Origin of the sequence: Asanoa siamensis, from assembly GCF_016862555.1 — a bacterium.
GTDB lineage: Bacteria > Actinomycetota > Actinomycetes > Mycobacteriales > Micromonosporaceae > Asanoa > Asanoa siamensis.
In genome coordinates this window covers 24,707-47,138 of record NZ_BONE01000041.1, presented here as the reverse complement: position 1 = coordinate 47,138, position 22,432 = coordinate 24,707, and the positions used below count along the sequence as shown (strand labels likewise).

17 protein-coding genes and 1 pseudogene are annotated in these 22,432 nt (G+C 69.6%); 6 read left to right on the top strand and 12 right to left on the bottom strand.

Annotation, left to right across the window (positions count from 1 at the left end; all coding sequences use genetic code 11):
- Positions 1-98: 98 nt before the first annotated feature.
- On the bottom strand, positions 99-296 hold the full coding sequence (locus Asi02nite_RS24040; protein ID WP_203716163.1) for a low molecular weight phosphatase family protein: 198 nt from the start codon (positions 294-296) through the stop codon (positions 99-101).
- Positions 297-1,094: 798 nt separating this feature from the next.
- Here Asi02nite_RS24040 and Asi02nite_RS24035 point away from each other — a divergent pair.
- Positions 1,095-1,601 (top strand): sigma-70 family RNA polymerase sigma factor, encoded by a 507-nt coding sequence (locus Asi02nite_RS24035; protein ID WP_203716162.1) that lies wholly within the window; start codon positions 1,095-1,097, stop codon positions 1,599-1,601.
- Positions 1,594-2,829 (top strand): sialidase family protein, encoded by a 1,236-nt coding sequence (locus Asi02nite_RS24030; protein WP_203716161.1) that lies wholly within the window; start codon positions 1,594-1,596, stop codon positions 2,827-2,829. The genes Asi02nite_RS24035 and Asi02nite_RS24030 overlap by 8 nt, the downstream gene beginning before the upstream one ends.
- 1,256 nt (positions 2,830-4,085) lie before the next feature.
- Here the strand turns inward: Asi02nite_RS24030 and Asi02nite_RS24025 are convergent.
- The 5 genes and pseudogenes from Asi02nite_RS24025 to Asi02nite_RS24010 all read right to left on the bottom strand — a co-directional run bounded on the left by Asi02nite_RS24025 (position 4,086) and on the right by Asi02nite_RS24010 (position 11,815).
- A complete protein-coding gene (locus Asi02nite_RS24025; protein ID WP_203716160.1) occupies positions 4,086-7,445 on the bottom strand; it encodes a S8 family peptidase in 3,360 nt (1,119 codons plus the stop codon).
- A gap of 17 nt (positions 7,446-7,462) precedes the next feature.
- The gene (locus Asi02nite_RS24020) at positions 7,463-8,602 is read right to left on the bottom strand and encodes a CU044_5270 family protein (RefSeq protein ID WP_203716159.1); all 1,140 of its coding nucleotides are present in this window, start codon (positions 8,600-8,602) and stop codon (positions 7,463-7,465) included.
- On the bottom strand, positions 8,599-9,162 hold the full coding sequence (locus Asi02nite_RS24015) for an RNA polymerase sigma factor (RefSeq protein WP_203716158.1): 564 nt from the start codon (positions 9,160-9,162) through the stop codon (positions 8,599-8,601). Before Asi02nite_RS24015 ends, Asi02nite_RS24020 begins: the two co-directional genes overlap by 4 nt.
- A 198-nt stretch (positions 9,163-9,360) precedes the next feature.
- Positions 9,361-9,915: pseudogene (locus tag Asi02nite_RS42995) on the bottom strand (aquaporin); the annotation flags it as partial.
- Between the two features lie 1,159 nt (positions 9,916-11,074).
- The gene (locus tag Asi02nite_RS24010) at positions 11,075-11,815 is read right to left on the bottom strand and encodes a DUF899 family protein (RefSeq protein ID WP_203716157.1); all 741 of its coding nucleotides are present in this window, start codon (positions 11,813-11,815) and stop codon (positions 11,075-11,077) included.
- A gap of 87 nt (positions 11,816-11,902) precedes the next feature.
- On the opposite strand from Asi02nite_RS24010, the gene Asi02nite_RS24005 reads away from it, so the two are divergent.
- The gene (locus tag Asi02nite_RS24005) at positions 11,903-12,505 is read left to right on the top strand and encodes a GyrI-like domain-containing protein (protein ID WP_373312321.1); all 603 of its coding nucleotides are present in this window, start codon (positions 11,903-11,905) and stop codon (positions 12,503-12,505) included.
- Here Asi02nite_RS24005 and Asi02nite_RS24000 read toward each other — a convergent pair.
- On the bottom strand, positions 12,502-13,683 hold the full coding sequence (locus Asi02nite_RS24000; protein WP_373312320.1) for an epoxide hydrolase family protein: 1,182 nt from the start codon (positions 13,681-13,683) through the stop codon (positions 12,502-12,504). The two genes, Asi02nite_RS24005 and Asi02nite_RS24000, sit on opposite strands and share 4 nt — an antisense overlap.
- 149 nt (positions 13,684-13,832) lie before the next feature.
- Between Asi02nite_RS24000 and Asi02nite_RS23995 the strand changes: the two genes are divergently transcribed.
- From Asi02nite_RS23995 to Asi02nite_RS23985, 3 genes are all read left to right on the top strand, one after another.
- The gene (locus Asi02nite_RS23995; protein ID WP_203716154.1) at positions 13,833-14,051 is read left to right on the top strand and encodes a putative signal transducing protein; all 219 of its coding nucleotides are present in this window, start codon (positions 13,833-13,835) and stop codon (positions 14,049-14,051) included.
- A gap of 74 nt (positions 14,052-14,125) precedes the next feature.
- Positions 14,126-15,070 (top strand): ATP-binding cassette domain-containing protein, encoded by a 945-nt coding sequence (locus tag Asi02nite_RS23990; RefSeq protein ID WP_203716153.1) that lies wholly within the window; start codon positions 14,126-14,128, stop codon positions 15,068-15,070.
- Positions 15,070-15,810 (top strand): ABC transporter permease, encoded by a 741-nt coding sequence (locus tag Asi02nite_RS23985; RefSeq protein ID WP_203716152.1) that lies wholly within the window; start codon positions 15,070-15,072, stop codon positions 15,808-15,810. The genes Asi02nite_RS23990 and Asi02nite_RS23985 overlap by 1 nt, the downstream gene beginning before the upstream one ends.
- Before the next feature lie 2 nt (positions 15,811-15,812).
- On the opposite strand, the gene Asi02nite_RS23980 is transcribed toward Asi02nite_RS23985, so the two are convergent.
- The 5 genes from Asi02nite_RS23980 to Asi02nite_RS23960 form a co-directional block, all read right to left on the bottom strand.
- Complete coding sequence (locus tag Asi02nite_RS23980) at positions 15,813-18,929, bottom strand: ATP-binding protein (protein WP_203716151.1); 3,117 nt, start codon at positions 18,927-18,929, stop codon at positions 15,813-15,815.
- A 49-nt stretch (positions 18,930-18,978) separates the two neighbouring features.
- The gene (locus tag Asi02nite_RS23975; RefSeq protein WP_203716150.1) at positions 18,979-19,494 is read right to left on the bottom strand and encodes a hypothetical protein; all 516 of its coding nucleotides are present in this window, start codon (positions 19,492-19,494) and stop codon (positions 18,979-18,981) included.
- A 64-nt stretch (positions 19,495-19,558) separates the two neighbouring features.
- A complete protein-coding gene (locus Asi02nite_RS23970) occupies positions 19,559-19,795 on the bottom strand; it encodes a hypothetical protein (RefSeq protein ID WP_203716149.1) in 237 nt (78 codons plus the stop codon).
- An 18-nt stretch (positions 19,796-19,813) separates the two neighbouring features.
- On the bottom strand, positions 19,814-21,121 hold the full coding sequence (locus Asi02nite_RS23965) for an HEXXH motif domain-containing protein (RefSeq protein ID WP_203716148.1): 1,308 nt from the start codon (positions 21,119-21,121) through the stop codon (positions 19,814-19,816).
- The gene (locus Asi02nite_RS23960; RefSeq protein ID WP_239127002.1) at positions 21,118-22,359 is read right to left on the bottom strand and encodes an FxsB family cyclophane-forming radical SAM/SPASM peptide maturase; all 1,242 of its coding nucleotides are present in this window, start codon (positions 22,357-22,359) and stop codon (positions 21,118-21,120) included. The genes Asi02nite_RS23965 and Asi02nite_RS23960 overlap by 4 nt, the downstream gene beginning before the upstream one ends.
- Positions 22,360-22,432 lie beyond the last annotated feature (73 nt).

Here is a 22,432-nt window from a genome sequence, read left to right as displayed (position 1 = left end):
AGTGCGGTGCCGGCCACGGGCCGAGGGGGCGGCCGGCACCTCCGGGAGGACGCACCGAGCCCACCCCGCCGCGCCCCAGGCGATCGCGCGCCGAGCCTTCAGCCCGTGATCGGGACGCCTAGTTCCGCCGTGTCGACGCGCGCCGGGTCCGGGACCGACCAGTGCAGCGCCGTGGGTGTGGCGAGCCGCTCGTGTGCCTGGTCGCACACCGAGATCACCAGATCACCAGGGCGGACCACCTCGTCGACGTGGACAGGCCGACCCAGGCGCAACCCGTGCCGGCGACCCACCCGCACCGCCCGCGGGTGCACCCGCGGCGCGGGGGACGAGCCGCAGATAGCTGCGCCGCCGGTCGCCCTCCGACCTGGTCCTGACGATCAGACCCGCGGTCTCGAGCACGCCGAGATGGTGCGCCATCAGGTTGGTCGGCAGGCGCAGTGACTGGGCGAGCTCGCCGAGTGACGCGTCGCTGACCGACAGGCCGGTCGACGATCGCCAGGCGTTCCGGGTCGCCGAGCGCCCCGTGGACCTGCTCACGGATCTGCGCACACGGGAAGATCAACGGCTGGACGGGCTGGGCCCGTCATCGATGGCATTGGCTGGCAATTTCCCGGCACCGCGCGAGGGTCAACGGATTCGACACGCTCGGCTCCACTCGATGTTCGTGCAAGTCAGAGACGGAATAAATCGACAATATGTTAATGGGTTCTGATCTTTGATCACATAATGCTCACACGCGCCCCGCACTCACCTCGCCGACGCCACGGAAACCCATCTTGGGGATCCGTTGTGACGCAACGGCTTCGGCCTCATGCAAAGTGCCTTCAGATTCCACCAGGGGGTGGGGCACAACCCGGGTCGACCGAGCGGCGCGAGGCCGCGCCTCTTCGCCAGGTCCCTCTCCTATGCAACCGGTCACCGAGCCGCACCGGGCCAGGTGGCGACACGCACTCACGATCTCGGGCTGGGGATTCGACGAGGGTGGCCGTGGTACCGCCGTATCCACGTCGGAGTTGCCAGGAGAAAAGTGTGCCGAAGCGCAACGGCGGCACCCTGCTCGTTTGTCCTTCCGTTGTGACTGTGGAGCGATGCTGATGGGCGGCTACGAGGAAGAGGTGCGCCAGGTTTACCTGGTGTCTTTCCGGCGGTTGGTCGGCCAGCTGTACGGGGTGACCGGAGACCTGGCTGAGGCTGAGGACGTTGTGCAGGAGGCGTTCGTCCGAGCGGTGGCCAGGCCGCGGCAATTCTCTGAGGTGGCCGACCACGAGGCGTGGCTGCGCACGGTCGCGCTGAACCTGGCGCGTAATCGATTCCGGCGGCGACGAGTGTTTGATCAACTTTTCCGCGCCGGTCGGCTCGCGCCGACGCCGGAGGCTGCGCCGGAAATGACGCTCGACCGCCTCGATCTGGTGGCCGCGCTGCGCGGATTGCCGTACCAGGTACGAGCGGCGCTGGTTCTCTACCACCTGGTCGACCTGTCCATCGACGAGGTCGCAATGACCCTCGGGGCGCGGCCAAACACGGTCAAATCGTGGCTCGCGCGTGGCCGGGCCGCATTGGCGAAGGAGCTAAGTGAATCGGAGGCGATCCCCCATGCTTGAACAGTTTTTCCGTGACATGGCCGACACGGCGCAGGACGCTGCGCGGCAACCGGAGTTTGCGGTCGTGCGCCGCCGCGGCGGCCGTCGTCGGGTTCGTCGCCGCGTCGGCGCGGCCGCTCTCGCGTTCGTGGCCTTCTCCGGCCTCGCGTCTGTCGCTGTGTGGGGCACGGGCAGCGCTACGGACAGCTTCACGACCAGCGCGTCGCCATCCCAGCCACCCCTGATCGACGGCGCCCGAATCCTAAATCTTGAATCGGCGGACGGTCAGCACATCTACATGTCGGTGGAGCGGTGCGTCACGTGCGGGAAGGATCTCGTCGCCACCGATGACGGCGGGAAGACCTGGCGTTCTCTTGGTGACGTCGACGCAACCCGGACCGACGTCACGGTCGTCGGTCCCGAGGTGCTCCTCGCGTACAGCCGCACGCGCGCCCTTGCGGACACGGTCAAAAAACCCGACCAAATCGTCGAGGGAGGCGGCACCCCCGTGGTCAGCCCCCTAGTTAGCGTCGACGGGGGCCGGAACTGGAAGGACGTCACGGTAGACGGCGACTCGGTTGCGAAGGTATCGGCCGGCATGCGGGCGATCGACTGCGACAGCCTCCCGTCGAAGAACTCGTGCGGCATCTATGCCGTCGATCCGGCGACCGGCACGGTGCGGCAAACCCCCAGCCAACCGCCACTCGACCGGGTCGACCTCATCGAGACCCCGGCCACCGCCGGCATCTGGGTACGCGGTGTCGATCCCCACACTGACCGGCCTGCCACTGCGGTGAGCCACGACGGCGGCGCCACCTGGAACGTAGGTCACTTCGACGCCGAGCCGACCAACGCGAAGGGCGTGCAGCCCGACGTGGCGACCACGGACGGCATGCTGGCCTTCGCGATGTTCATCGATGACGGCGCGGTGCGCGTCTACCGCAGCACCGACAGTGGCGAGACGTGGACACGCACCAACAACGGAACCAATATGCCGGATCCACTGTCGGGTCCCTCCTCATTCGTCACGTTCGACGGAACACACGTCGTGACAGCCATCGACGGCGAAAATTTCACGTATTTGGCGAGCGCGGATGGTCGCGAATACGCCCCACTCAACATTCCAGCCCTGCCCGCCCTCGGCCACTCACCGGAGGCCGTCACCAAGACCACCTTCCTGTTCAACGGACTTGACGTCATCTACACGTCCCCCGACGGACGCGTCTGGACGCCTCGCCCCCTCCGCTAGCTCCGGACCTTTGACGCCGGGCGGTTGACCTCTGAATCCCGCCCGGCGTCACCTGCGTCCTCAACGTCATGGCCGCGGCGAGACCGCTCATTCCAGCCCTGCGCTTCACCGTCGTGAACTGCTGGCCGATTCGGCAATCCGTGGTCGGGCGGAAAAAGGCGCCCTTCCTCCACGTCCCAGGGTGGCGGCGGCGCGGTACTCCACCAGGGCTTCGTCGACCAGCGCAGCCAGTGACTCCTCTGCGGGCATGGACGAAGCATGTCAGGACAAGGGCCGCGACGTGGTCAACGCCCTGTCCGCACGCGGTAGCGGAGGTGCAGCAGTCCGGGCGCTTCCGCGGCCTGTGTCCTGTCCAGCTCGATGATCTCTCGGCCGGGAGGTTGTCGAACGGGCGCCGACCCTGTTCGCGCAGGAACGGCACCAGCTGTAGCTGGATCTCGTCGAGCAAGCCGGCGCGCAGCAGCGCTCGCCCGGTCGCGGCCCCGTGCACGAGGGCGTCGCGGTCGCCGGCCGCCGATCGCGCCTGGGCGCCGGGCCCCCAGGATTGCCAGGATCGAGCCCGCGCTGCGGTGGGCGGCAGAGGCACGAACCTACGCCACTCCGGCGACATAACGTGCACTGGCCGGGTCTGCCTAGCCGCTGGTCGGAGGGCCGAACAGCGGCATCCGCGATCGCCCGTTGCGCTGGCGCTTGTCGCGAGGCAGGAGCCGCGCGGGGCTCTCGTGTCGCCGTGCTGCTCGCATGGCGGCCCCACGCAGCCACGATCCCCTCCTAGATTTTGGCTGATTTCGCCTCGTGCACCCGAGTTCGCCGAACAACGCGCCTCTCGAACCGGGGACACCCGCACTCGCGATCTTGATCGTCGGAGAGGGCAGACGTCCACCGTAGGCGGTGATCTGGTCTTCGATGCCGACGACCTGGTCCGCCATGCCCGGGCCTCGGTGTCAGATTCAGGTCCTCCGGCCCCAGCTCATGAAACCGCCGTTGAGCCATCCGCTGGGGACGGCGCGCCTGCTGCGCCCACTGCCGAGCTGAACAACGGTATAGCTCCGCCGAGGCAAGATCATCAGGCTGGTAACCCACCAGTGCCGCCGTAGTCCCGCTGGGTGGGCTGGCAGTCGACCAGGAACAGGCGAGGAGCAGATACGTACGAGAAGATGCATCAGGCGCAGCGCTTCGACGGATGGTGCTGCCTTCTTCGGCCTCTGCGCTGCGGTAACTGGGCGCCGGCTCGGGTGAGCCGGCGCCCCAGTCGTCTATTTGTTGACCAGGTAGGCCCGGGTGACCGTCTGCAGCAGTTTGTTGCCGTCTGTGTCGCGGGCCTTGGTGCGCAGGGAGACCGCCGCACCGGCCGGGTTGTCCACTGTGGCGACCCAGCGGAGCCCGTCGCGGGTTACCGAAGCGGGCCGCCAGCTGTGCCCGTCGTCGTGGGAGACCTCGACCGCGAGGTCGGCGATGACCGGCGCACCAGGTGCGCCGGGCTGCCGATAGATTTGCAGCGGGATCCGGAAGCCGCTGCCCGGGCGGGCGTGATTGCGGTCGTCCAACTCCGGTGTGTAACGCACACCGAGCAACGGCAGGGCCACCTCCTCGGTGCCGTCCACGTGTCCGGACCGGAACGTCCAGGCAGTGTTCACCTCGGTCGACGTCCATACGTCGGGCATGGTGGTGGCCATCTCCAGCCGATACGTTGCCGGCCGGGCCGGCAGAGTGGTACGCAGCGGACCAGCCTGCGGCGACTCGGTGATCAGAGCACCATCCTGGAAGAGCCGGACACTGCCGGGCATCCCCTTGGCGCCCATCCCGATGTGGCCAGGAACGGCATCCACAAACTGGTCGATCGCGGCAGTGAAGACGTCGCCTCTGCGAACGGCGCCGTTCCCGGCAATAGACCCTCCAATCCTACGCTCTCCGAGTTGTGGGCCGAACACTGCCTGATTCCAGACCCTTTGGTAGCTGCGTCCCGCCTGATAGCCGCTGGGCTGACCCTCGTGCAAATGGAAATCGGCTCCCCCGGACCCCCGGTAGCCCGTTGTCACTCCGGTGGTCCACGTCAGGTTCTTGGCAAGGAGGTACTCGGTGCGCCGGAACGGCAGCGGACCATAGAGGACATCGAAGCCACCGGGGAAGGCGACCAGCTCCGGCCGGCCAGTGGTTGGCTGAGCATAATGCCCGGTCTTGAACTCCCTCCCGTCGGCATACGCGACGAACCGCGAGTCGACTGTGGCGAAGTCTTGCTGGCGCGGCTGCAGCTTCAGGCCGGTAAACAGCCGGCCGTGCACGGCTTCGGCGACCCCGTACTCGTACGGGCTGGCGAAGAAGTCCCCGGCCGGGCCTGGCTCGGCGAAACGGGCGTGCACGAAGCTGACCACATCAGCCTGTTCTGCCGGTTCGCCGCCCAGGTCGGCTGTGAACGCTGGTGTTGTTTTGTCGCCCGACGCCGTGTAGAACAGCACTTCCCCTGGTCGGTCCATGTCGCGGCTGGCCACAATGTCCCACGCCTTCAACCGGGCCGATGCGCGCGGCACACCCAGCTCCACCGGCTTGGCACGACGCGCGTCCAACATCAGCGTCTTGTCGCCGGTGACCTCCAGCACGAACTGCATCTGCATGTTCATGTCGGTGGTACCCGTGGTGGTCGTGAAGTCCCCAAGGGTGTAGCGCCCCGGTGGCAGCCGTAGTTTGCTCTTCGACTCTTGGCCGAAGACGACACCACCGCAGGACGGATCGTCACCGCAGTCACCGAGCCGGTCCAACCACGTGACGTAGGAGCCGGGTGCGCCACCGTCCCGGCCGATGTGGGTGAGCTCGACGTCGTAGTGTTCGCTCTCCTTCTCCACAGCGACCGGCGTGGTCACCGTCTCGCCGCCGCCGGTCGCGACCAGCCGGCCCAGGTAACGTCCGGTCGGAACCACGGCAGAGCCGGTGTGCGCGGTGACCGTCACAGTCGCGGTGCCGCCGGCCGGCACGCTCACCTGGGTGCGTTCCACCGTGAACAGCTGGTTCGGCGCCGGCTCGCCACCAGGGCCCGACGCGGTCAGCGCGAGGTCGAGCGCGACATCGGCGGATCCGGTGTTGCGGTAGGTCACCGTCTTGGACAGGTTCTCGCCGGGTTGGTGTGGCCAGCGTTTGACGCCCAAACTGACGCTGGCCGGCGCCGCGGTGACAGACTGGGTGATCGCCGCGGCGACGTCCACTCGGCCCGCGCCCTGATCTAGGACGCCAGCGCCGCGGGTGGTCCGGGCCGAGGCCATCAGGGCCGTCTTCAGCTGCTCGCTGCTCCACTCCGGATGCTGTTGGACCAGCAATGCGGCCGATCCAGCGACGTGGGGCGTGGCCATCGAGGTGCCGGACGCCGCGACGTACCAGTCGTCGACGACCTCACCCATTTCCGTCCCGGATGCTCGGGCCGCGACGATGCCCACACCGGGTGCGGTGAGGTCGGGCTTGAGTCCGGCGTCTCCGACGCGTGGGCCGCGGCTGGAGAACTCGGCGACCTCATCCTCGCGGCTCACCGCGCCGACGGTGAGTGCCGCCTCGGCGCTGCCGGGCGACTCCACGGTGGCCTCGAATGGGCCGGTGTTGCCGGCCGCGACGACGAACAGCGTCCCGTACTGCGCGGATAAGGTGTTCACCGCCTGTTCGATCGGGTCGATGCCGGGGGTGTCCTGACCGCCGAGGCTGATATTGGCGACGTGGGCCTTTTGGGTGACCGAGGCCCACTCCAGTCCGGCGAGGATGGCGTCCTCTGGGCACCCTTCCTGCTGGCACACTTTCGCGTCGAGTAGCCGCGCATCCGGTGCGATGCCCCGGTAACGTCCGCCGGACGCGGCGCCGGTGCCCGCGACGGTCGACGCCACGTGGGTGCCGTGTCCGATTTGGTCGCCGGCCGGGTCGGTGGTGAAGTTCACCGCCGCGTCGACCTTTCCGCTCAGGTCCGGATGCATGGCGTCGATACCGCTGTCAATGACCGCGACCCGGACCTGGCGACCGGTCAACCCGGCCTGCCACGCCGCAGGCGCGCCAATCTGCGCGGCGCTACGGTCCAGAGACAACTGCCGATGACCGTTCAGCCAGACCTTGGCTAGGCCGGCGTGGAGGGCATGACCTCGGACCGCCGTTCTCCACCATTCCGGTGCGTTCTTCTTCGCCACGGACACAGCCGCGCCCTCGATGCTGGAAAGCGGTCGAATCGTGGTGGCCGAGGCGATGGCAGTGCGCGCGGCGCCTTCCTGATACTGCACGATCAGCGGCAGGTCTGCCCGCCGTGCATCGTCGTAGCCCTGTGCCAACAGGCCGGTCACGTCGAACAGCCGCCCATCCAGCCGGCCCGCGGCGATCAGTGCCGCGGCATCGCCCGGCACCACCCGCAACCCGTCTTTCGTGCGGCTGATCCGGAACGGCATCGAGGCCCGGCCCTCGCCCCGGGCGATCCGGGGCGTGCCGTCAAGGGCCAGCTCGACCCTGTCACCCGTGATCAGGGTGACCGAATCGCTCTGCGCGTCGGCCACCGGACGTGGTGTCCCCGCCCGCGCCGAGCCGGGAAGGCTCACCGCCATCCCAATGCCGACTGACAACACCAGCGTTACCCCGGCGGTCGACAGCTTCCTTCTCACGTTTGTCGCCCTTCCGGTCAGTTGGTTGCGTCGACGCGCGGCGGGTTGTCATTGGTGTATGTCTCGGCCATCACCATCTGGTAGGAGGCGAGCTCGCCGGGTGCGATCCAGGAGTTCGGTCCCAGTGGGCGCACCGCGCGCCGCTCCTGACCCAGCGCCCGCCCGTCGTCGGGGTCGATGATCAGCCGCACCTCGAAGCTGCCGATCACCGGACTGTCCTGGATGAAGGCGACCGCCTGGCCCGCCCGCCCCCGTACGTCCCGCACCGCGCCAAGGCCTCGAACCCCGGGCAGGTCGGCGAGCAGGCGGAAGGCGGCGGCGCGGACCGCGTTGGTGGTCGGCATATCGACCAGCAGGGACGCGGTGACGCCGAGAAGCCACTGGCCCCGGTCGGTGGGCATGTCACCGCCTCCGCCGTCGAAGCGGGCCAGCAACGCTTCGCGCAGCGCGGTAGGGTCGGTCGGCAGCTTGCCGACTTCGGCAACTGTCATGCTCTGGTTGCCGATGCCGAAGAGCTGCTGCGGGTCCACCGGGTTGCCGAACGTCTTGCCCGGTGCGATCGACAGTCTGGCCGGCTTCGGACGGGACACCTCGACCACGTTCGGGGCGCCGGCCCGCCGCCAGGCGTCCTCGTCCGCCGCTGTGGCCGGCTTGGCGCCGAGCGACTGAACCATCACCCAGCTGCGGCCCGCACCGGGGCTCGCCAGCCAGTACTGGCTGAGCGTCCGCTCCACCACGGTGTACCCGCCACCGGCGCCGGTGGCCGGTGCGGCCCGGCCAAACTCAGTCTGCAGGTGGAGGTAGCGTCCGCTGACCGCAGGCGCCACCGCGTTGCGCTCGGCCGCCGCGAGGAGCAGCCGGTTCGCGTCGCCATACGCGGCCTGCGGGCCGGTGGTGGCGGCCGTCCGGGGTCCGTCGTGCGGGGCGACGGCGACACCGACCACCGCTACCGCAGCGGCTGCCGCGGTAGCGCCGACCGTGGTGAGCATCGCGCGCCGGGTCCGTCGTTGGCGGGCAGCAGTGTCACTGATGGTGGCCGTCCGGTCCATGATGGCCGCCACCGCCTCGTCGAGCCGTTCGGTGTGGTCGGATGACGGGTCCAGCTGGCCCGGCCGGGACCTGGCCAGCAGGTCCATGATGTCTCTGGTGGGGTTCATCGCTTCGACTCCTTTAACCTCAATGGGCTGCCGCTGGTGCGGGACAAGGTCGGTTCGGTGACGGCAGCTATCCCCGCAGTCAGGCGCTTGCGGGCACGGTGCAGACGAACGAAGTACGTGGCGGTGGAACAGCCGAGGACCCGGGCTGCCTGGCCTGGCGAGAGGCCGTTCCAGGCGATCAGGGTCAGTAGCTCACGGTCCTCTTCGGACAGCCGGGTGAGGGCGGTGAGCACCGCGGCCCGCTCGGCCACCCCATCTGCCACGTCGGCGACGATCTCGTCCGTGGTCTCGAGCCATGCCTGCATCTCAGCGGTGACCGCGTGCCGTCGTACCTCTTCCCGGAAACGCTCGCGTATTACGTTGCGTGCCACAGCGAGCAGCCACGGCAACGGCGCGGCCCGCGGGATCGCCGCGAACCGCCGCCACGCCACCAGGAACACGTCCGCGACCACGTCGTCGGCGAGCTGGCGACCGGCACGCGTCACGGCGTAGGCGTACACCTGCCGGTAGTGCGTTTGATACAGAGTGGTGAACCTGTCGACTTGTTCGGGTTCGGGCACTGGCTATGAGCCTTCCTGTCGGAATCCTCTGTCACCAGGTAATGAGTCGGGCTCACGGTTTCTTACAGGTCGCCGGCTTATGGATGGCTTCGGGACGTGACCAGGATTCGGGCTGACGCGTAACCTACGCACAGCCGTCGGTGGATCCGGGTTCGCGGCCAGCCTCGCCCGCTGCGACGCCGACCACGGGGCGGCGAGCGGGTAGAAGCCGCGCACGGCCGCCACGCCGATCGCCAGCCCGACGATCTGGGCGACCACGAAGCCCGGCACCGAGCCGGGCGCGATGCTGGCGAAGGTGTCCGTGAACACCCGATCGACCGTTTACTGCCGGGTTGGCGAACGACGTCGAGTACGTGAACCAGTACGCCGCACCGACGTAGGCGCGACGGCCGCCGGTGGCGACGACCTCGCCCAGCCGCAGCTGCGTACCACCGCGCTCTGTTGTGGAGAGTGCGACGGCCGGCACATCGAACATCAGGTTTGCCAGCACGCGCCCTGCCACGGCACCGGCCAGCTGTGCCGCGACGTAGACCCCGCGATCGGGCACCGCGAAGGGGGACCGCCGGCCGAGCCACCAGTCCGCGAGCGAGACGACCGGTTGAAGCGCGCGCGCCGGAGATTGGCCCGAAGATAAGGATGAGCATCGCCAGCGCGAACGCGGTCGCGATCGAGTTCGCAAGCAGTTGCAGGCCGACATCGGTGGGCGACCGCCGGCGGCCATGATGCCCGAGCCGACGACCGCAACGCGACCAGGAGGCTCGTGCCGGGCGACTCGGCAAACGCGCGCGCAGCAACAGCCCGAGACCGGGAGGCGCAGTTCCGCCAACAGGGCCCGTACCCGTCGCTCGATCTTGTCGGGTACAGGGTGCCTCGGCGACGCCCTTGCCGGCCGGGTCATCGAGCTCCCAATCCACGTGGCGCTTGCCCGGGAAGACCGGGCAGGTTTCGCCGCAGCCCATGCTGACCACGGCCGGGTTGACCTCGGCGGCGGGTTCCGAGCGACCGGACCACGCGATCGCGCCGTCGCCCGTGACGTCGTCATGAATCAAGGACAGTCCATCGAACACGTCGCGGAACGGACCCATCGGTATGGGTAACATCCGACCGACGGTCACCGACCGGGCGGTTAACTAGCGGAACAGGTGACTCAGTAGGCGGCGCCGGTGTAGACCCCGATCGCCGCCGGCGCGTACCGGGTGCGCTCGGTCCGGACGAGCGCGAAAATAAGCAGGGTCAGCGCACCGGTCGCCACTAGCCGCCGATCAGGACGGTGGTTGCATCGCGCATGGGTGGTCGGCCAGGAGACTGCGTCCAAGTCGAACGTGAAGTCGGCCAGAATCGCAGCGCTGATCGGCCCCTGCGCCTGGCGACGACGTTCCCGGCGCCCCGGTCCCCAACGGGCCAACAGTCGACCAGGATCGGTCTGCAGGGCCGTCTCGTGTTCGTGATCGCCTTCACCCGGCGAACAGCAGATCCCGCACCCGCCATCGCGTGTTGAGACTCGCGGTCCGCGTCGCGTCGAGCGTGATCCGGTTTCGCTTCGCGGTGCGCGCCGCACGCGAGTTGACGCGAGCGGCCGGCTCAGTAGCCGCCGACGCCGCAGGAATCGCGCTGCGCCTGGCCCACAGGGCCAGGCGCCAGCTGGGAGCGGGCGGAGCTGCGGGTGCAGACGAAACCAGCCGGCGCGGCGCGGCGATGCAGGGGAGCGGCGATGCAGGGGAGCGGCCAGCGCGGCGACTGACATCGGGCGTAGACGCACGAAGCTTCGACGCCGGCCGCCTTCGGACCGGGACCGCGCGATGACTCCGGCCTGAGCGAACGCGCCGAGATGATGCGCCGCGAGGTGGCTCGCCACAACCCTCCGTCATTGAGTCAGTGACCGCTGAGTCAACTGCATGGCCTCAACGGCGCCTCAGCCCAGTGCGTCTGAGTGGCCGGCCTCGATGCGGGGCCAGTGGACGATCGGGCGGCCGTTCGAGCGCCAGACCTCCGGGTTTCGGGCGTCGCCCCACGGCTGCGGCCAACCGTCCGGCGAGTCCTCCCAGGCCTCCTGGCGGCCGTAGACCGTCATGTCCCACAAGCCCAGAGTCGGCGCCATGATCTCGACGCCGCGGCCGCCCGTGTAGTAGGTCTCGAACACCCGGGAACCGTCGCGGACGTAGAAGACCAGGTGGTGGCGTTGCCAGTCGCGGCCCTCCAGGAGTTGGGGCGCCGACTCCAAAGCCGAGTACCAGGGCATGTCCAAGCCCAGGAAGTCCCTGTAGCGGATGCTCTCCTCGAACGGGCCCTTGCAGAACGTCGCGTACGTGATGTCGCGCGAGTGCACATAGGACAGCTCACGGACCTGGCTGTTGAAGAACGTGCAGCCCTCGCACTGCTCCGCGGCGGACTTGCCCGGCCACCACGCGTGGAAGTAGGCGATGAGCTGTTTGCGGCCCTCGAAGACGTCGAGGATCGTGACCGGGCCGTCGGGGCCGACGATCTCGATGCTCGCGTCGACCTCGACCATCGGCAGCCGGCGGCGGGCCGCCGCGATCGCGTCTCCCTCGCGCGTGTGCGCCTTCTCCCGCGCGAGCAATGCCGAGCGCGCCGCCATCCAGGTCTCGCGGTCGACCACGGGCGGGAGCGCCGGGGCAGGAGTCTGGTCGTTCATGGCGAAACCTCCAGTGCAACTCGTTGGTTGCTATAAACGTATAGCAACCAGATGGTTGCGTCAACCGTGACCGGCAGAATGACCGGTGTGACCAAGTCCGACATCAAGCGCGACCGCAAGGATCTCTACGCGCCGCGGGCCGGCGCCTTCCATCTCGTCGACGTGCCGGAGTTGGCGTTCCTGATGGTGGACGGCACAGGTGATCCCAACACCAGCGACGCCTATGCCGAAGCCGTGGCCGCGCTGTACGCCGTGAGCTATGCCGTCAAGTTCGCCAGCAAGAGGCTGCTCGACCGCGACTACGTGGTCGCTCCCCTGGAAGGGCTGTGGACCGCCGACGATCCCGCGAAGTTCGTCAGCCGGGTCAAGGACGACTGGGAGTGGACCATGATGATCCACCAGCCCGACTGGATCACCCAGGACATGGTGGACGTGGCCGTCGAGTCGAAGAACCCGACCCGACGACCACGGCTCGAGCGGTACCCGGAAGGCCTGTCGGTCCAGGCCCTGCACGTCGGCTCGTACGACGACGAAGGTCCCCTGCTCCATCGCCTCCATCACGAGTTCATGCCGGGCAACGGCCTCGCCTTCAACGGTCCGCACCACGAGGTCTACCTGAGCGATCCGCGCAAGACGGAGCCGGCGAAGCTGCGGACCGTTCTGCGGCAGCCCGTCGCGCGAAAGACCTAGCGCAGCGAGCGGAACGCCGCCCGCAGCTCCGACGCGAACAGTTCGGGCTCCTCCCACGCCGCGAAGTGGCCGCCGCGGTCGACCTCGTTGAAGTACGACATCGTCGGGTAGACCGCCTCGACCCAGCTGCGCGGGCACGCCCAGATCTCGCCCGGGAACGTCGTGAAGCCCACCGGCACCTGGACGGGTGGCGGAGGCCCCTGGTGGGCCGCCAGGAACCGGCCGAACTCCCAGTACCACCGGGCGGCCGAGGCGCCCGTGCCGGTCAGCCAGTAGAGCGTGATGTTGTCGAGGATGCTGTCGCGGGTGAGCCCGCCCGCCGTCTCGCCGGAGACGAACGCGCGGGACATCTTGTAGTAGCTGTCCGTGTCGTGGTCGAGCATCCACGACGCGAGCCCGATCGGTGAGTCCAAAAGGGAGTAACCGATCGTCTGCGGCCGGGTCGACATCTCCAGGAAGTAGCCGAAGCCGTCCGTCATGAACAGGCCGAGCGCCTCGTGCGCCGCCTTCTCCTGGTCGGTGTCGGCCGGCAGCATGTCCTTGATGCCGATCGCCAGGGCGAGCAGGTTGACGTGGATGCCGAGCAGCCCGTCGGGTCCCTGGCGCCCCATGGCATCCGTGACCGCCGCGCCCACGTCGCCGCCCTGGGCGACGTAACGGGTGTAGCCCAGGCGGCGCATCAGCTCCGCCCACGCCTGCGCGATCGGGCCGTTCTCCCAACCCAGCGCGGTGGGCTCGCCCGAGAACCCGTAGCCGGGCAGCGACGGCAGCACGAGATGGAAGGCGTCCGAGGCCTCTCCCCCGTACGCGGTCGGGTCGGTCAGCGGGCCGATGGAGCCGAGCAGCTCGGCGACCGAGCCCGGCCAGCCGTGCGTCATGATCAGCGGCAGGGCGTCCTCGTGCGGCGACCGTACGTGGATGAAATGGATCTCGACGCCGTCGATCGTCGTCACGAACTGCGGTAGGTCGTTGAGCCGCGCCTCGAACGCGTGCCAGTCGTAGTCGGTCGTCCAGTAGCGGGCGAGTGCCTGCGCCGTCGCCAGCTGCACGCCCTGGGAGCGGTCGTCGACCAGCTCCCGACTGGGCCAGCGCGTGGCCGCGACCCTGTCGTGCAGGTCGGCCAGGGCTTCCTTCGTCGTGTCGAGCCGGAACGGGTAGATTTCGTTGTCGTCAGACAAGGCATTCACCTGCCAGGAGTCGACCGGCGCCGGAGCACCGGCGGGTGGTCGGTCGTCAGCGCGAAACCAGCTGACCGACTGGCAAGAGCCCATTTTCGCACCGACCCGATCGCCGGCGGGCGCAAACGCGAATCACCTACGCTGGTTTGGTGGAAAATGCGCCGGTTACCGTCGCGATCGTCGGCAGCCGCATCGAGGCCGAACTGGCCGTGGGCCTGCTGCGCAGCCACGGCCTGCGGGCCAACTACATCGCGGACGACGCCGGCGGCCTGGAACCGCAACTGCAGCAGGACGGCGTACGGGTGACGGTCGCTCCTGACGACGAAGCCGAGGCGCGGCGGATCCTCGCGGACATCGGCGACGACTGACCCCTGACACCGGCGGGCGGCCGTGTCAGCGGCGTGTCAGGCGGGTGGCGGGGGCGCCACCGATCGTTGTCCGCATGACGAGCTCAGCGATCGAAGCCTCCGGGCTGCGGAAGGCGTACGGCGACAAGGTCGTTCTCGACGGCATCGACCTCGAGGTCGCCGCCGGAACCATCTTCTCCCTCCTGGGCCCCAACGGGGCCGGCAAGACCACCACGGTCAACGTGCTGACCACCCTGATGAAAGCGGACGCGGGCACGGTACGCGTCGCGGGCCACGACGTGGTCACGGAGACCAAGGCGGTCCGCGCGGCCATCGGCGTCACCGGCCAGTTCGCGGCCGTGGACGACCTGCTGACCGGTCGCGAGAACCTGCAGCTGATGGCCGACCTCAAGCGGATGCCCGGTGCGCAGGGCAAGCGGGTCGTCGAGGAGCTGCTGGAGCGGTTCGACCTGACGGAGTCGGCGCAGAAGATGGCGTCCACCTACTCCGGTGGCATGCGCCGGAAGCTTGACCTGGCGATGACCCTGGTCGGCAAGCCGCGGATCATCTTCCTCGACGAGCCGACGACCGGCCTGGACCCGCGCAGCCGGCGGATCATGTGGGACACCATCCGCCAGCTCGTGGGCGAGGGCGTCACCATCTTCCTGACCACGCAGTACCTGGAGGAGGCCGACCGGCTCGCCGGCCGGATCGCGGTCCTCGACCAGGGCCGGCTGGTCGCCCAGGGCACCCCGGCCGAGCTCAAGCGGCAGATCCCCGGCAGCCACGTGCGGCTGCGGTTCGCGGGTGACGCCGAGATCGCCGCCGCGCTGCGGGTGCTGACCGACGCCACCCGCGACGCCGAGGACGACCTCGTGCTGCGGGTGCCCTCCGACGGCGGGGCGCAGTCGGTGCGCACCCTGCTCACCCACCTCGACACCCACGCGGTCGACGTCGAGGAGTTCTCCGTCCACACCCCCGACCTCGACGACGTCTTCCTGGCCCTGACCGGCCGTACCAGCGAAAAGGTGAGCAACTGATGAGCGACGCGACGACCATGCTGAACCGCAACGTCAAGCACACGCTGCGGAACCCGGTGTCCGTGTTCAACGGCGCGATCTTCCCGATCGTCCTGATGCTGATGTTCGTCTACGTGATCGGCGGCGCGTTCGACATAGCCGGCAACTACGTCGACTACATCACGCCCGGCATGATCATCCTGACGATCTGCTACGGCCTGTCCGGGACCGCCCTGTCCGTCAACTCCGACATGACCAGGGGCATCATCAACCGGTTCAAGGTCATGGACATCTCGCGCAGTGCCGTGCTGACCGCGCACGTCGCCGCGAGCATGCTCCGGTCGCTGATCGCCATCGCCGTCCTCGTCGGCGTGGCCCTGATCATGGGGTTCCGGCCGGCGGCGAGCTTCCCGGAGTGGCTCGGCGCGATCGGCCTGCTCGTCCTGGCCACCTTCGCGCTGAGCTGGATCACCGTCGCCCTGGGGCTCGCGGCCAAGGACCCCGAGTCGGCCGGCATGATCTCGGTGCCGCTGGTCATCCTCCCGTTCCTGAGCAGCGCGATCGTCCCGGCCGACACGATGGCGACCGGCGTGAAGCAGTTCGCCGACTACCAGCCGTTCACGCCGATCATCGAAGCCCTCCGGGGCCTGCTGACCGGTGCACCGGCCGGCGGGGACACGATCGCCGCGGTCGCCTGGTGCCTCGGGATCGCCCTGGTCGGGTACGTGTGGTCCCTGTCGACCTTCAAGAAGCGCGCCTGATGTCAGACGGCGAACGTGGCCTCGACCAGCTCGGCCACGTTCGCCCGCGTACCCTCCCGCGTCACCTCGGCGAAGCGCTCTTCGCCGAGGTGACGTCGCGTTTCCCGCTCGATCCGGACGGCGTCGGGGTTGGCCCGGTCGGGCAGCCCGCGCACGCCGACGCTGGCCGCGAGCAGCCGGGCCGCCTGCTCCTGCTGGTCCTGCCGCAGGGCGAGGTCCGCGATCCCGACGAGCACCTGGGCGGTGAGCTGCGGGTGGCCGCCCTCGGTCGTCGCCTGCCAGGCGGCCAGCCGGTGGGACCGGGACTCGCGCAGGTCCGTGGGCAGGTAGCCGAGGACGTCCTGGATGGCGGCCCGGATGTGCGCCGCCTCGGCCACGTCCCCGAGCAGGGTGATGGCGATGCCGAGCTGCCGGCGGGCCTCCGCGGGCTCGTCGACGCGACGCGCGAGGTCCGCCCGGGCCAGCGCCAGCTCGAGCAGCGCGTCGGGCCAGGTGACGCCCTCTGCGCAGCGCTCCGCCTCGGCGAGGGCGGCCGCGCTGGCCTCCCGGTCGCCGTCCTGCCAGTAGAGCAGGGCCTGTTTGGTACGCAGCCCGATGACGTCCTCGATCGCGCCGATCTCGGTGACGGCCGTGGCCGCCTCCTCCAGGTGCGCGCACGCGGCGGCGAACTCACCCCGCTGGGCCAGCTGGCCCGCCAGCTCGCTCAGGGCGATGGAGATCCCGAAGCGCTCGCCGAGGGCCCGGAACTCGGCGAGGGCCAGCTCCAGGTTGGCCTCCGCCTCCGGGCCGCCCTGGCCGTGGATGATCCGCATCTTGCCCATCTGCCAGCGCGCCAGGGCGCGTACCCACGGATCTTCGTTGTCCAGCAACGAGTCGAACGCGGTCATCCCCTCGCCCGGCGCGCGCAGCATGCGTTCCAGCGGGTCGACCAGCCCGAGCAGCGGGTTGCGGTGCGCGCTGCGCTGGTTGAACCGGTGGACCTCGTGGATCCACTCGGCGCCCAGGGTCTCGTCACCGCGGCCGGAGGTCACGAAGAGCACGACCATCGCGTACGCCATGGCGCGGACCTCCTCGGTCACCTCGCCGGGGACGTTGGTGGCCGCGATGAGCTGCTCGATGCCCTCGGCCCGGCGGCCGCCCAGCCACCAGTACCAGCCGGCGGCGCCCGCGAGCCGCATCGCCGCCTGCGCGTCGCCGGCCGCGATCGCGCCCCGCAGCGCCGCGCTGATGTTGTCGTGGTCGGCTGCGAGCGTGGCCAGCCAGGTCACCTGGTCGGCGCGGCGCAGGCGCGGCTCCGCGGTCTCGGTGAGCCGGGTGAAGTAGTCGAGGTGCGCGCGGCGGGCCAGGTCGGACTCCCCCGCCTCGGCGAGCCGGTCCGCCGCGTACTCCTTGATCGTGCTGATCATGCGATAGCGCGGCGCGGCACCGGCCTCGGCGACGAGCAGCGACTTCTCGGCGAGCGAGGTGAGCAGCTCCAGCACCGCGTAGGACTCGACGCCGTCGCCGGCGCAGACGGACTCGGCCGCGTCCAGGCTCGCGCCGCCGGCGAAGACCGACAGTCGGCGCAACACCGTCCGCTCCTCGGCGGTGAGCAGCTCCCAGCTCCAGTCGACCACCGCGCGCAACGTCTTGTGCCGGGGCAACGCGGTGCGGCTGCCGCTGGTCAGCAGGCGGAACCGGTCGTCGAGCCGGCTGGCGAGCTGGTCGACGGTCATCGTGCGCAGCCGGGCGGCGGCCAGCTCGATGGCGAGCGGCATGCCGTCCAGGGCCCGGCAGATCCGGACCATCGTGGCCAGGGTACGGGCGTCGTCACCGAGATCCTGGCGGACGGCGCCCGCCCGGTCCCGCAGCAGCCGCACGGCCGGCGCGGTCTCGACGTCGCCGACGGCCAGTGGCTCGACCTGCCGGAGCGCCTCGCCGGTGATGCCGAGCGGCTCCCGGCTCGTGGCGAGGATCCGCAGCCGCCGGCACTCCCCCAGCACCCGGTCGGCGAACCGGGCCGCGGCCTCGATCACGTGCTCGCAGTTGTCCAGGATCAGCAGCGCCTCGCGCTCGCGGATCGCGGCGATCAGCCCGTCCACCGGGTCGGCGCTCGGCGACGCGCCGAGCAGCGCGTCCCGCAGGCCGAGGGCGGTCAGGGTCGCCTGCGCGACGTCGCCCTCGGTGCTGACGGGGGCCAACTCGACGAGCCAGGCGCCGTCGGGCAGGTCACCGACCAGCGTACGGGCGGTCTCGGTGGCCAGCCGCGTCTTGCCGGAGCCGCCGGGCCCGATCAGCGTGGTCAGGCGGTGCCCGGCGACGAGCCCCCGCACCGCCGCCACGTCGGCCTCGCGCCCGACGAAGCTCGTCAACTCGGCCCGCACGTTGGTCTTCCGGTTCTCCTCGCGGCGCCCGAGCTCGCCGCGGAGCAGCGCGACGTGCAGGGCCGACAGCTCCGGCGAGGGGTCGACACCGAGGGCGTCGGAGAGCGCCTCCCGGGTGCGCTCGTAGGTGAGCACGGCGTCGGCATCGCGGCCGGCCGCGACCAGGGCCCGCATCAGCGCGGCGACGAGCGGTTCGCGCAACGGGTTGGCGGCCACGGCATCGGTCAGCTCCGCGACGACCTCGGCGCCGTGGCCGAGGCTGACCTCCGCCTCGAAGCGGTCCTCCAGCGCGCCGAGCCGCAGCCCGTCGAGCCGGACCACGGCGGCGTCGAACGCCTCGCTGTCGGTGAGGCCGACGTCCTCCATGGCGCCGCCACGCCACAGGCCCAGCGCGTCGCGCAGCAGCCGCAGCCGCGGCAGGCCCTCCTCCTGCCGGGCCTGGGCGAGCAGCCGCTCGAACCGCAGGGCGTCGACGACATCGGGTTCGACGGCGAGGCGGTAGCCGCCGGTGAGCCCTTCGACGGCACCGCCCGGCAACGCCTTCCGCAGCCGGGAGGCAAGGCGTTGAAGGGCGTTGGCGGCGTCGGCGGGCGGGTTCTCACCCCAGATCCAGTCGACGAGAGCGCCTTTGGACACGACGCGGCCGGGTTCGAGGGCGAGCGCGATCAGCAGGGCCCGCAGCCGCGCACCGGGCACGTCAGCCAGGGTGCCATCATCCAGCTCGACCTCGAACGACCCCAACACCCGGACCAACACGCCGCCGATTCTCACACGGCGATCTGTGGTGGCCCCACCTGAGGGCAGGTCAGCGCCGGAAGGACCACCGCCTTCGTCGCAGCGGCACGATCTCGGGCGCCTTGTTGCTCATCCAGCCGCCGGGCGCCGCGTACCACCGGTTGTTGGACGAGTCGATGAACTCCACGCGGGGTTCGCGGCGACCCCGCAGTTCGCGGGCATCGCGTTCCCAGCTCAACTCGCAGGTGCCGCCCGGCGGCACGTCCTGCCCACGGTCGAGGCGATGCGCCGTGCCGAACCCCGCGTCATGCGCCTTGACATGGTAAATCGCCGCCTGGCTGTGGTTGTGTACCCGAACCGTGGCGACGGCCGGCAGCTCCAACTCGTTGCGCGGCCTGTTGAGCCACTCGACGACGACCAACCTGGCCTGGGCGCGTCGCGCGTCTTCCTTTTCCTCGCGCCGTGCCCGGGTCTCGTGCCGCAGGAGCGCGCCGGTGATCACGATGGCGATCGTCGACGTGATCGCGGCGGCGATGCTGCCCCACGCCTGCATCCAGTCGGCCAGATTCGGTGCGTCCGCGACCAACACCTTTGTCAGGGTAGGCGAGGCGGGCGAGCCACCGAGAGACGTCTATCCGACTCCCGGAGTGTTACGGCGTTGGCGTCGTACCGTGCGCCGCGTAATTCTCGCCCTGATCGCCTGCCGTGGCCAGCAGACGGCTCAACACGCTGTCGAGCACCGAGTCACCCGGGCGGAACACTGCTTCGAGCGAGACGCGGCTCAGGTTGGCGACTGCCGGCTCGTGGGCTGCCGTGCCGGAGAGGCTCTCGGAGTGCTCCATATTCATGCCCTTCAAATGGGGCCTGCCACCGACGACGAGCCGCACGGCAGAGAATCCTACCCACTAGATGAGCGTCGCTGAGTTGTCAACGCCAGAGTTATTTTGGCTCCACTTTCCGCGCAATCGAGCCAACAATTCGTCGGCCTCCGCGTCGACGGACGGAGGAACAGGCTCGGCAAGGAAACGGGTAAGGGTGCCGCGAAGCTCGGCCACGAAATCGCGCCCCAGCGGGGTCAGCTCTGTCGACTTTTCCAGCGCGACGAGGCCGGCCTCGGTCTGCCGGCGCACGTTCGCGAACTCCCGCGTCGCCCGCTCCTCGAGGCCGGGTGCCACCCGCAGCGCACGCCACGTGTCGCAGACGCCGAGGAACGCGTAGACGCCCTGGATGAGTCCGGTCGTCGGGCGAGCGTCTTCACGCCACGGAGCGAAGTGTCGTTCCAGGCCACCGGGTGTGTAGAGAGCCGTCAGGTCGAGCAGCGCGCTGAGCTTCGAATGCTGGAACTCGTGGACGAGCGTGACCGCGAAATCCCAGGCGGACCCCGGTCGGGTGAGTCCTGTCGCACCGAACGCGTCCCGGGCCGTGCCACTGCGGGCCTCGCCGTCGCTCTGGGTGATCAACGGCACCAACGAGCGCATCCCGACCGCAAGCTCGGCGGCACGCTCGGGAGCGTACCGGCCGAGCAGGTCCCAGGCCTCCGTCAGCAGCTCCTGCCACTGGTGAACCTCGTATTGGGTCAGCCGATCGGCCGGCGGGGCGTGGTAGCAGTCGCGGAACGCGTTGCCGTCCTCCAGGACCAGGGCGACCTCAGCCTGGCCAGCCTCCGCGGCGAGCCGCCACAGCGGCCACCAGCGCTCGTCGTCGTCGGTGGCGACCGACCGTCCACCGCACGACATTGTGGCGTGACCGCCGGCAACGGTCACGAGCGCGGGTCCGTCCACACCGAGATCCGCGGTGCCAAGGGTCGGCAGTGTCAGACGGCCGGACCGCGTGTGGGTCCGGAGCTCCTCGTCCGCACCGGTCCGTAGCGCCGCCGCCGCGGCCAAGGCGCCGAGTTGCGCCAGGTCATGGCGAAGGGGCACCGGCGACTCGACCTGGCCGAGAACGCGCCGCACGGTCCGGGCGGCCCAGGCGCCGACCAGCGGATCGCCGACGAGGTCGGAAACGGCCTTCGGATCCCGCTTGTCGGCACGGATGAGCACGTCGATCGCGTGCCGGGCATCGTCGCCCTGCCACTCCTCACCGAGGTATCGCAGCAGGAGCAGGCGTTTGCTGCGCTGCGCTGCCGCGAGGTCCGAGATCGCCGCGGTGCCGCCCAACCCGGATCCAAGTCCCTTGAACCGACCGGCCTCCAGACGGTGGAAATCGATCATGCGGAGCTCCTCAGCCGGGCTGACACATCTCGGTGGACCCGATCGATCACGTGCTGGATCAAGGCGAACATGTCGGCGCAGTAGACCGACGGGTTGCGGAAGCCGTCGCCGGCCCGGAACCGGTGGGCGTAATGCCCCCCGCCACAGACCGGGTGGAGCGCGCAGCGACGACAGGTGTCGGCCAGCGCGCGCAGGCCGATCTGCCGTGCGACCACCCCGGGGTGGGAGAGCGCCGCATCGAAGTCATGGGTCAGAACGGACAGACCGGTGGCACAGGCGTCGGGGTAGGTCGACTTGAGAGAGTCGACCAACTCGATGACGCCGTCGCTCTCCACGACCACGACGGCCACCGGGCTGAGGCCGACCTGCTCGGAGCGGCCGCGACCGCCGAGGGACAACGCGATGATGTCCTCGAACAGGCGGACGCTGGTCTCCTGGCGTGGGGCGTCGTACCAGCGGTCGAAGATGGCGATCAACCAGTCAGCGACCGGCTGCTGACCGGATGCGCCGGCCCAGTGCGGAGGTTCTGACCAGTTGGCGTGCGGCAGCAGGAAGTCGATCAGCGGCGGCTGATAGCGCAACAGGGCGGCGTAACAGGCTAACGGGTCCGTGGTCGGGTCGACCGTGCAGAGCAGCCCGGCGAACGCGGATGGATAGGTGCTGCTCAACAGCTGGAGAGCTCGATCCACGGCGGCGAAGCTCCCGCGGCCGTCGGGGAAGCGGCGGTGTCGATCGGTCTCCGCCGGTGCTCCGTCCAGACTGATCCCGACCGAAACACCCTGCTCGACGAATCGGTCGAGCGTCGGCGCGTCGAGCAGGACCCCGTTGCTCTGGATCCGTACGTCCAGCGCGCACGTGTCACGCAGGACCGCGCGGAAGTCCGCGACCAGGGCGGCGAGTGTCTCGCGACCGGCGAGCAGCGGTTCACCACCATGGAGGATGAGCCGCATCCTCGGCAGTTGATGCGCCTCGGCGTGCTCCGCCATGCGCTCGGCGGCCGCACGCCAGACGGCGCGCGCCATCGTCCGGGGGCGGTCGCGCCAGGTCTGGTCCGCCATCGTGTAGACGTAGCAGTAGTCGCAGGCCAGGTTGCAGCGCTGGTGGACCTTGAGCACGACGTCACGGAACGGCGTGGGCCGCCAGCCCGAGGCCCGCAACGCCGGCACGTCCAGCGACTCGTTCGGCCACAGGGCATTGTTGGTGTTGGCCGGCATCCCGATCATCCGCGGTTCTGCCACGGGTCAACACCTCATCGCCGACGGAGTGACAAATCGGCCAATCATGGGCTAAGTCTCCCTACGCGTTCTGGAC

What these genes read in the sequence shown, in the direction of transcription:
- Asi02nite_RS24020 (WP_203716159.1), bottom strand. Translation starts at nt 8,602, where the DNA reads ATGAACCCCACCAGAGACATCATGGACCTGCTGGCCAGGTCCCGGCCG.
- Asi02nite_RS24035 (WP_203716162.1), top strand. Translation starts at nt 1,095, where the DNA reads ATGGGCGGCTACGAGGAAGAGGTGCGCCAGGTTTACCTGGTGTCTTTC.
- Asi02nite_RS23990 (WP_203716153.1), top strand. Translation starts at nt 14,126, where the DNA reads ATGACGAGCTCAGCGATCGAAGCCTCCGGGCTGCGGAAGGCGTACGGC.
- Asi02nite_RS24030 (WP_203716161.1), top strand. Translation starts at nt 1,594, where the DNA reads ATGCTTGAACAGTTTTTCCGTGACATGGCCGACACGGCGCAGGACGCT.
- Asi02nite_RS24010 (WP_203716157.1), bottom strand. Translation starts at nt 11,815, where the DNA reads ATGAACGACCAGACTCCTGCCCCGGCGCTCCCGCCCGTGGTCGACCGC.
- Asi02nite_RS23985 (WP_203716152.1), top strand. Translation starts at nt 15,070, where the DNA reads ATGAGCGACGCGACGACCATGCTGAACCGCAACGTCAAGCACACGCTG.
- Asi02nite_RS23965 (WP_203716148.1), bottom strand. Translation starts at nt 21,121, where the DNA reads ATGATCGATTTCCACCGTCTGGAGGCCGGTCGGTTCAAGGGACTTGGA.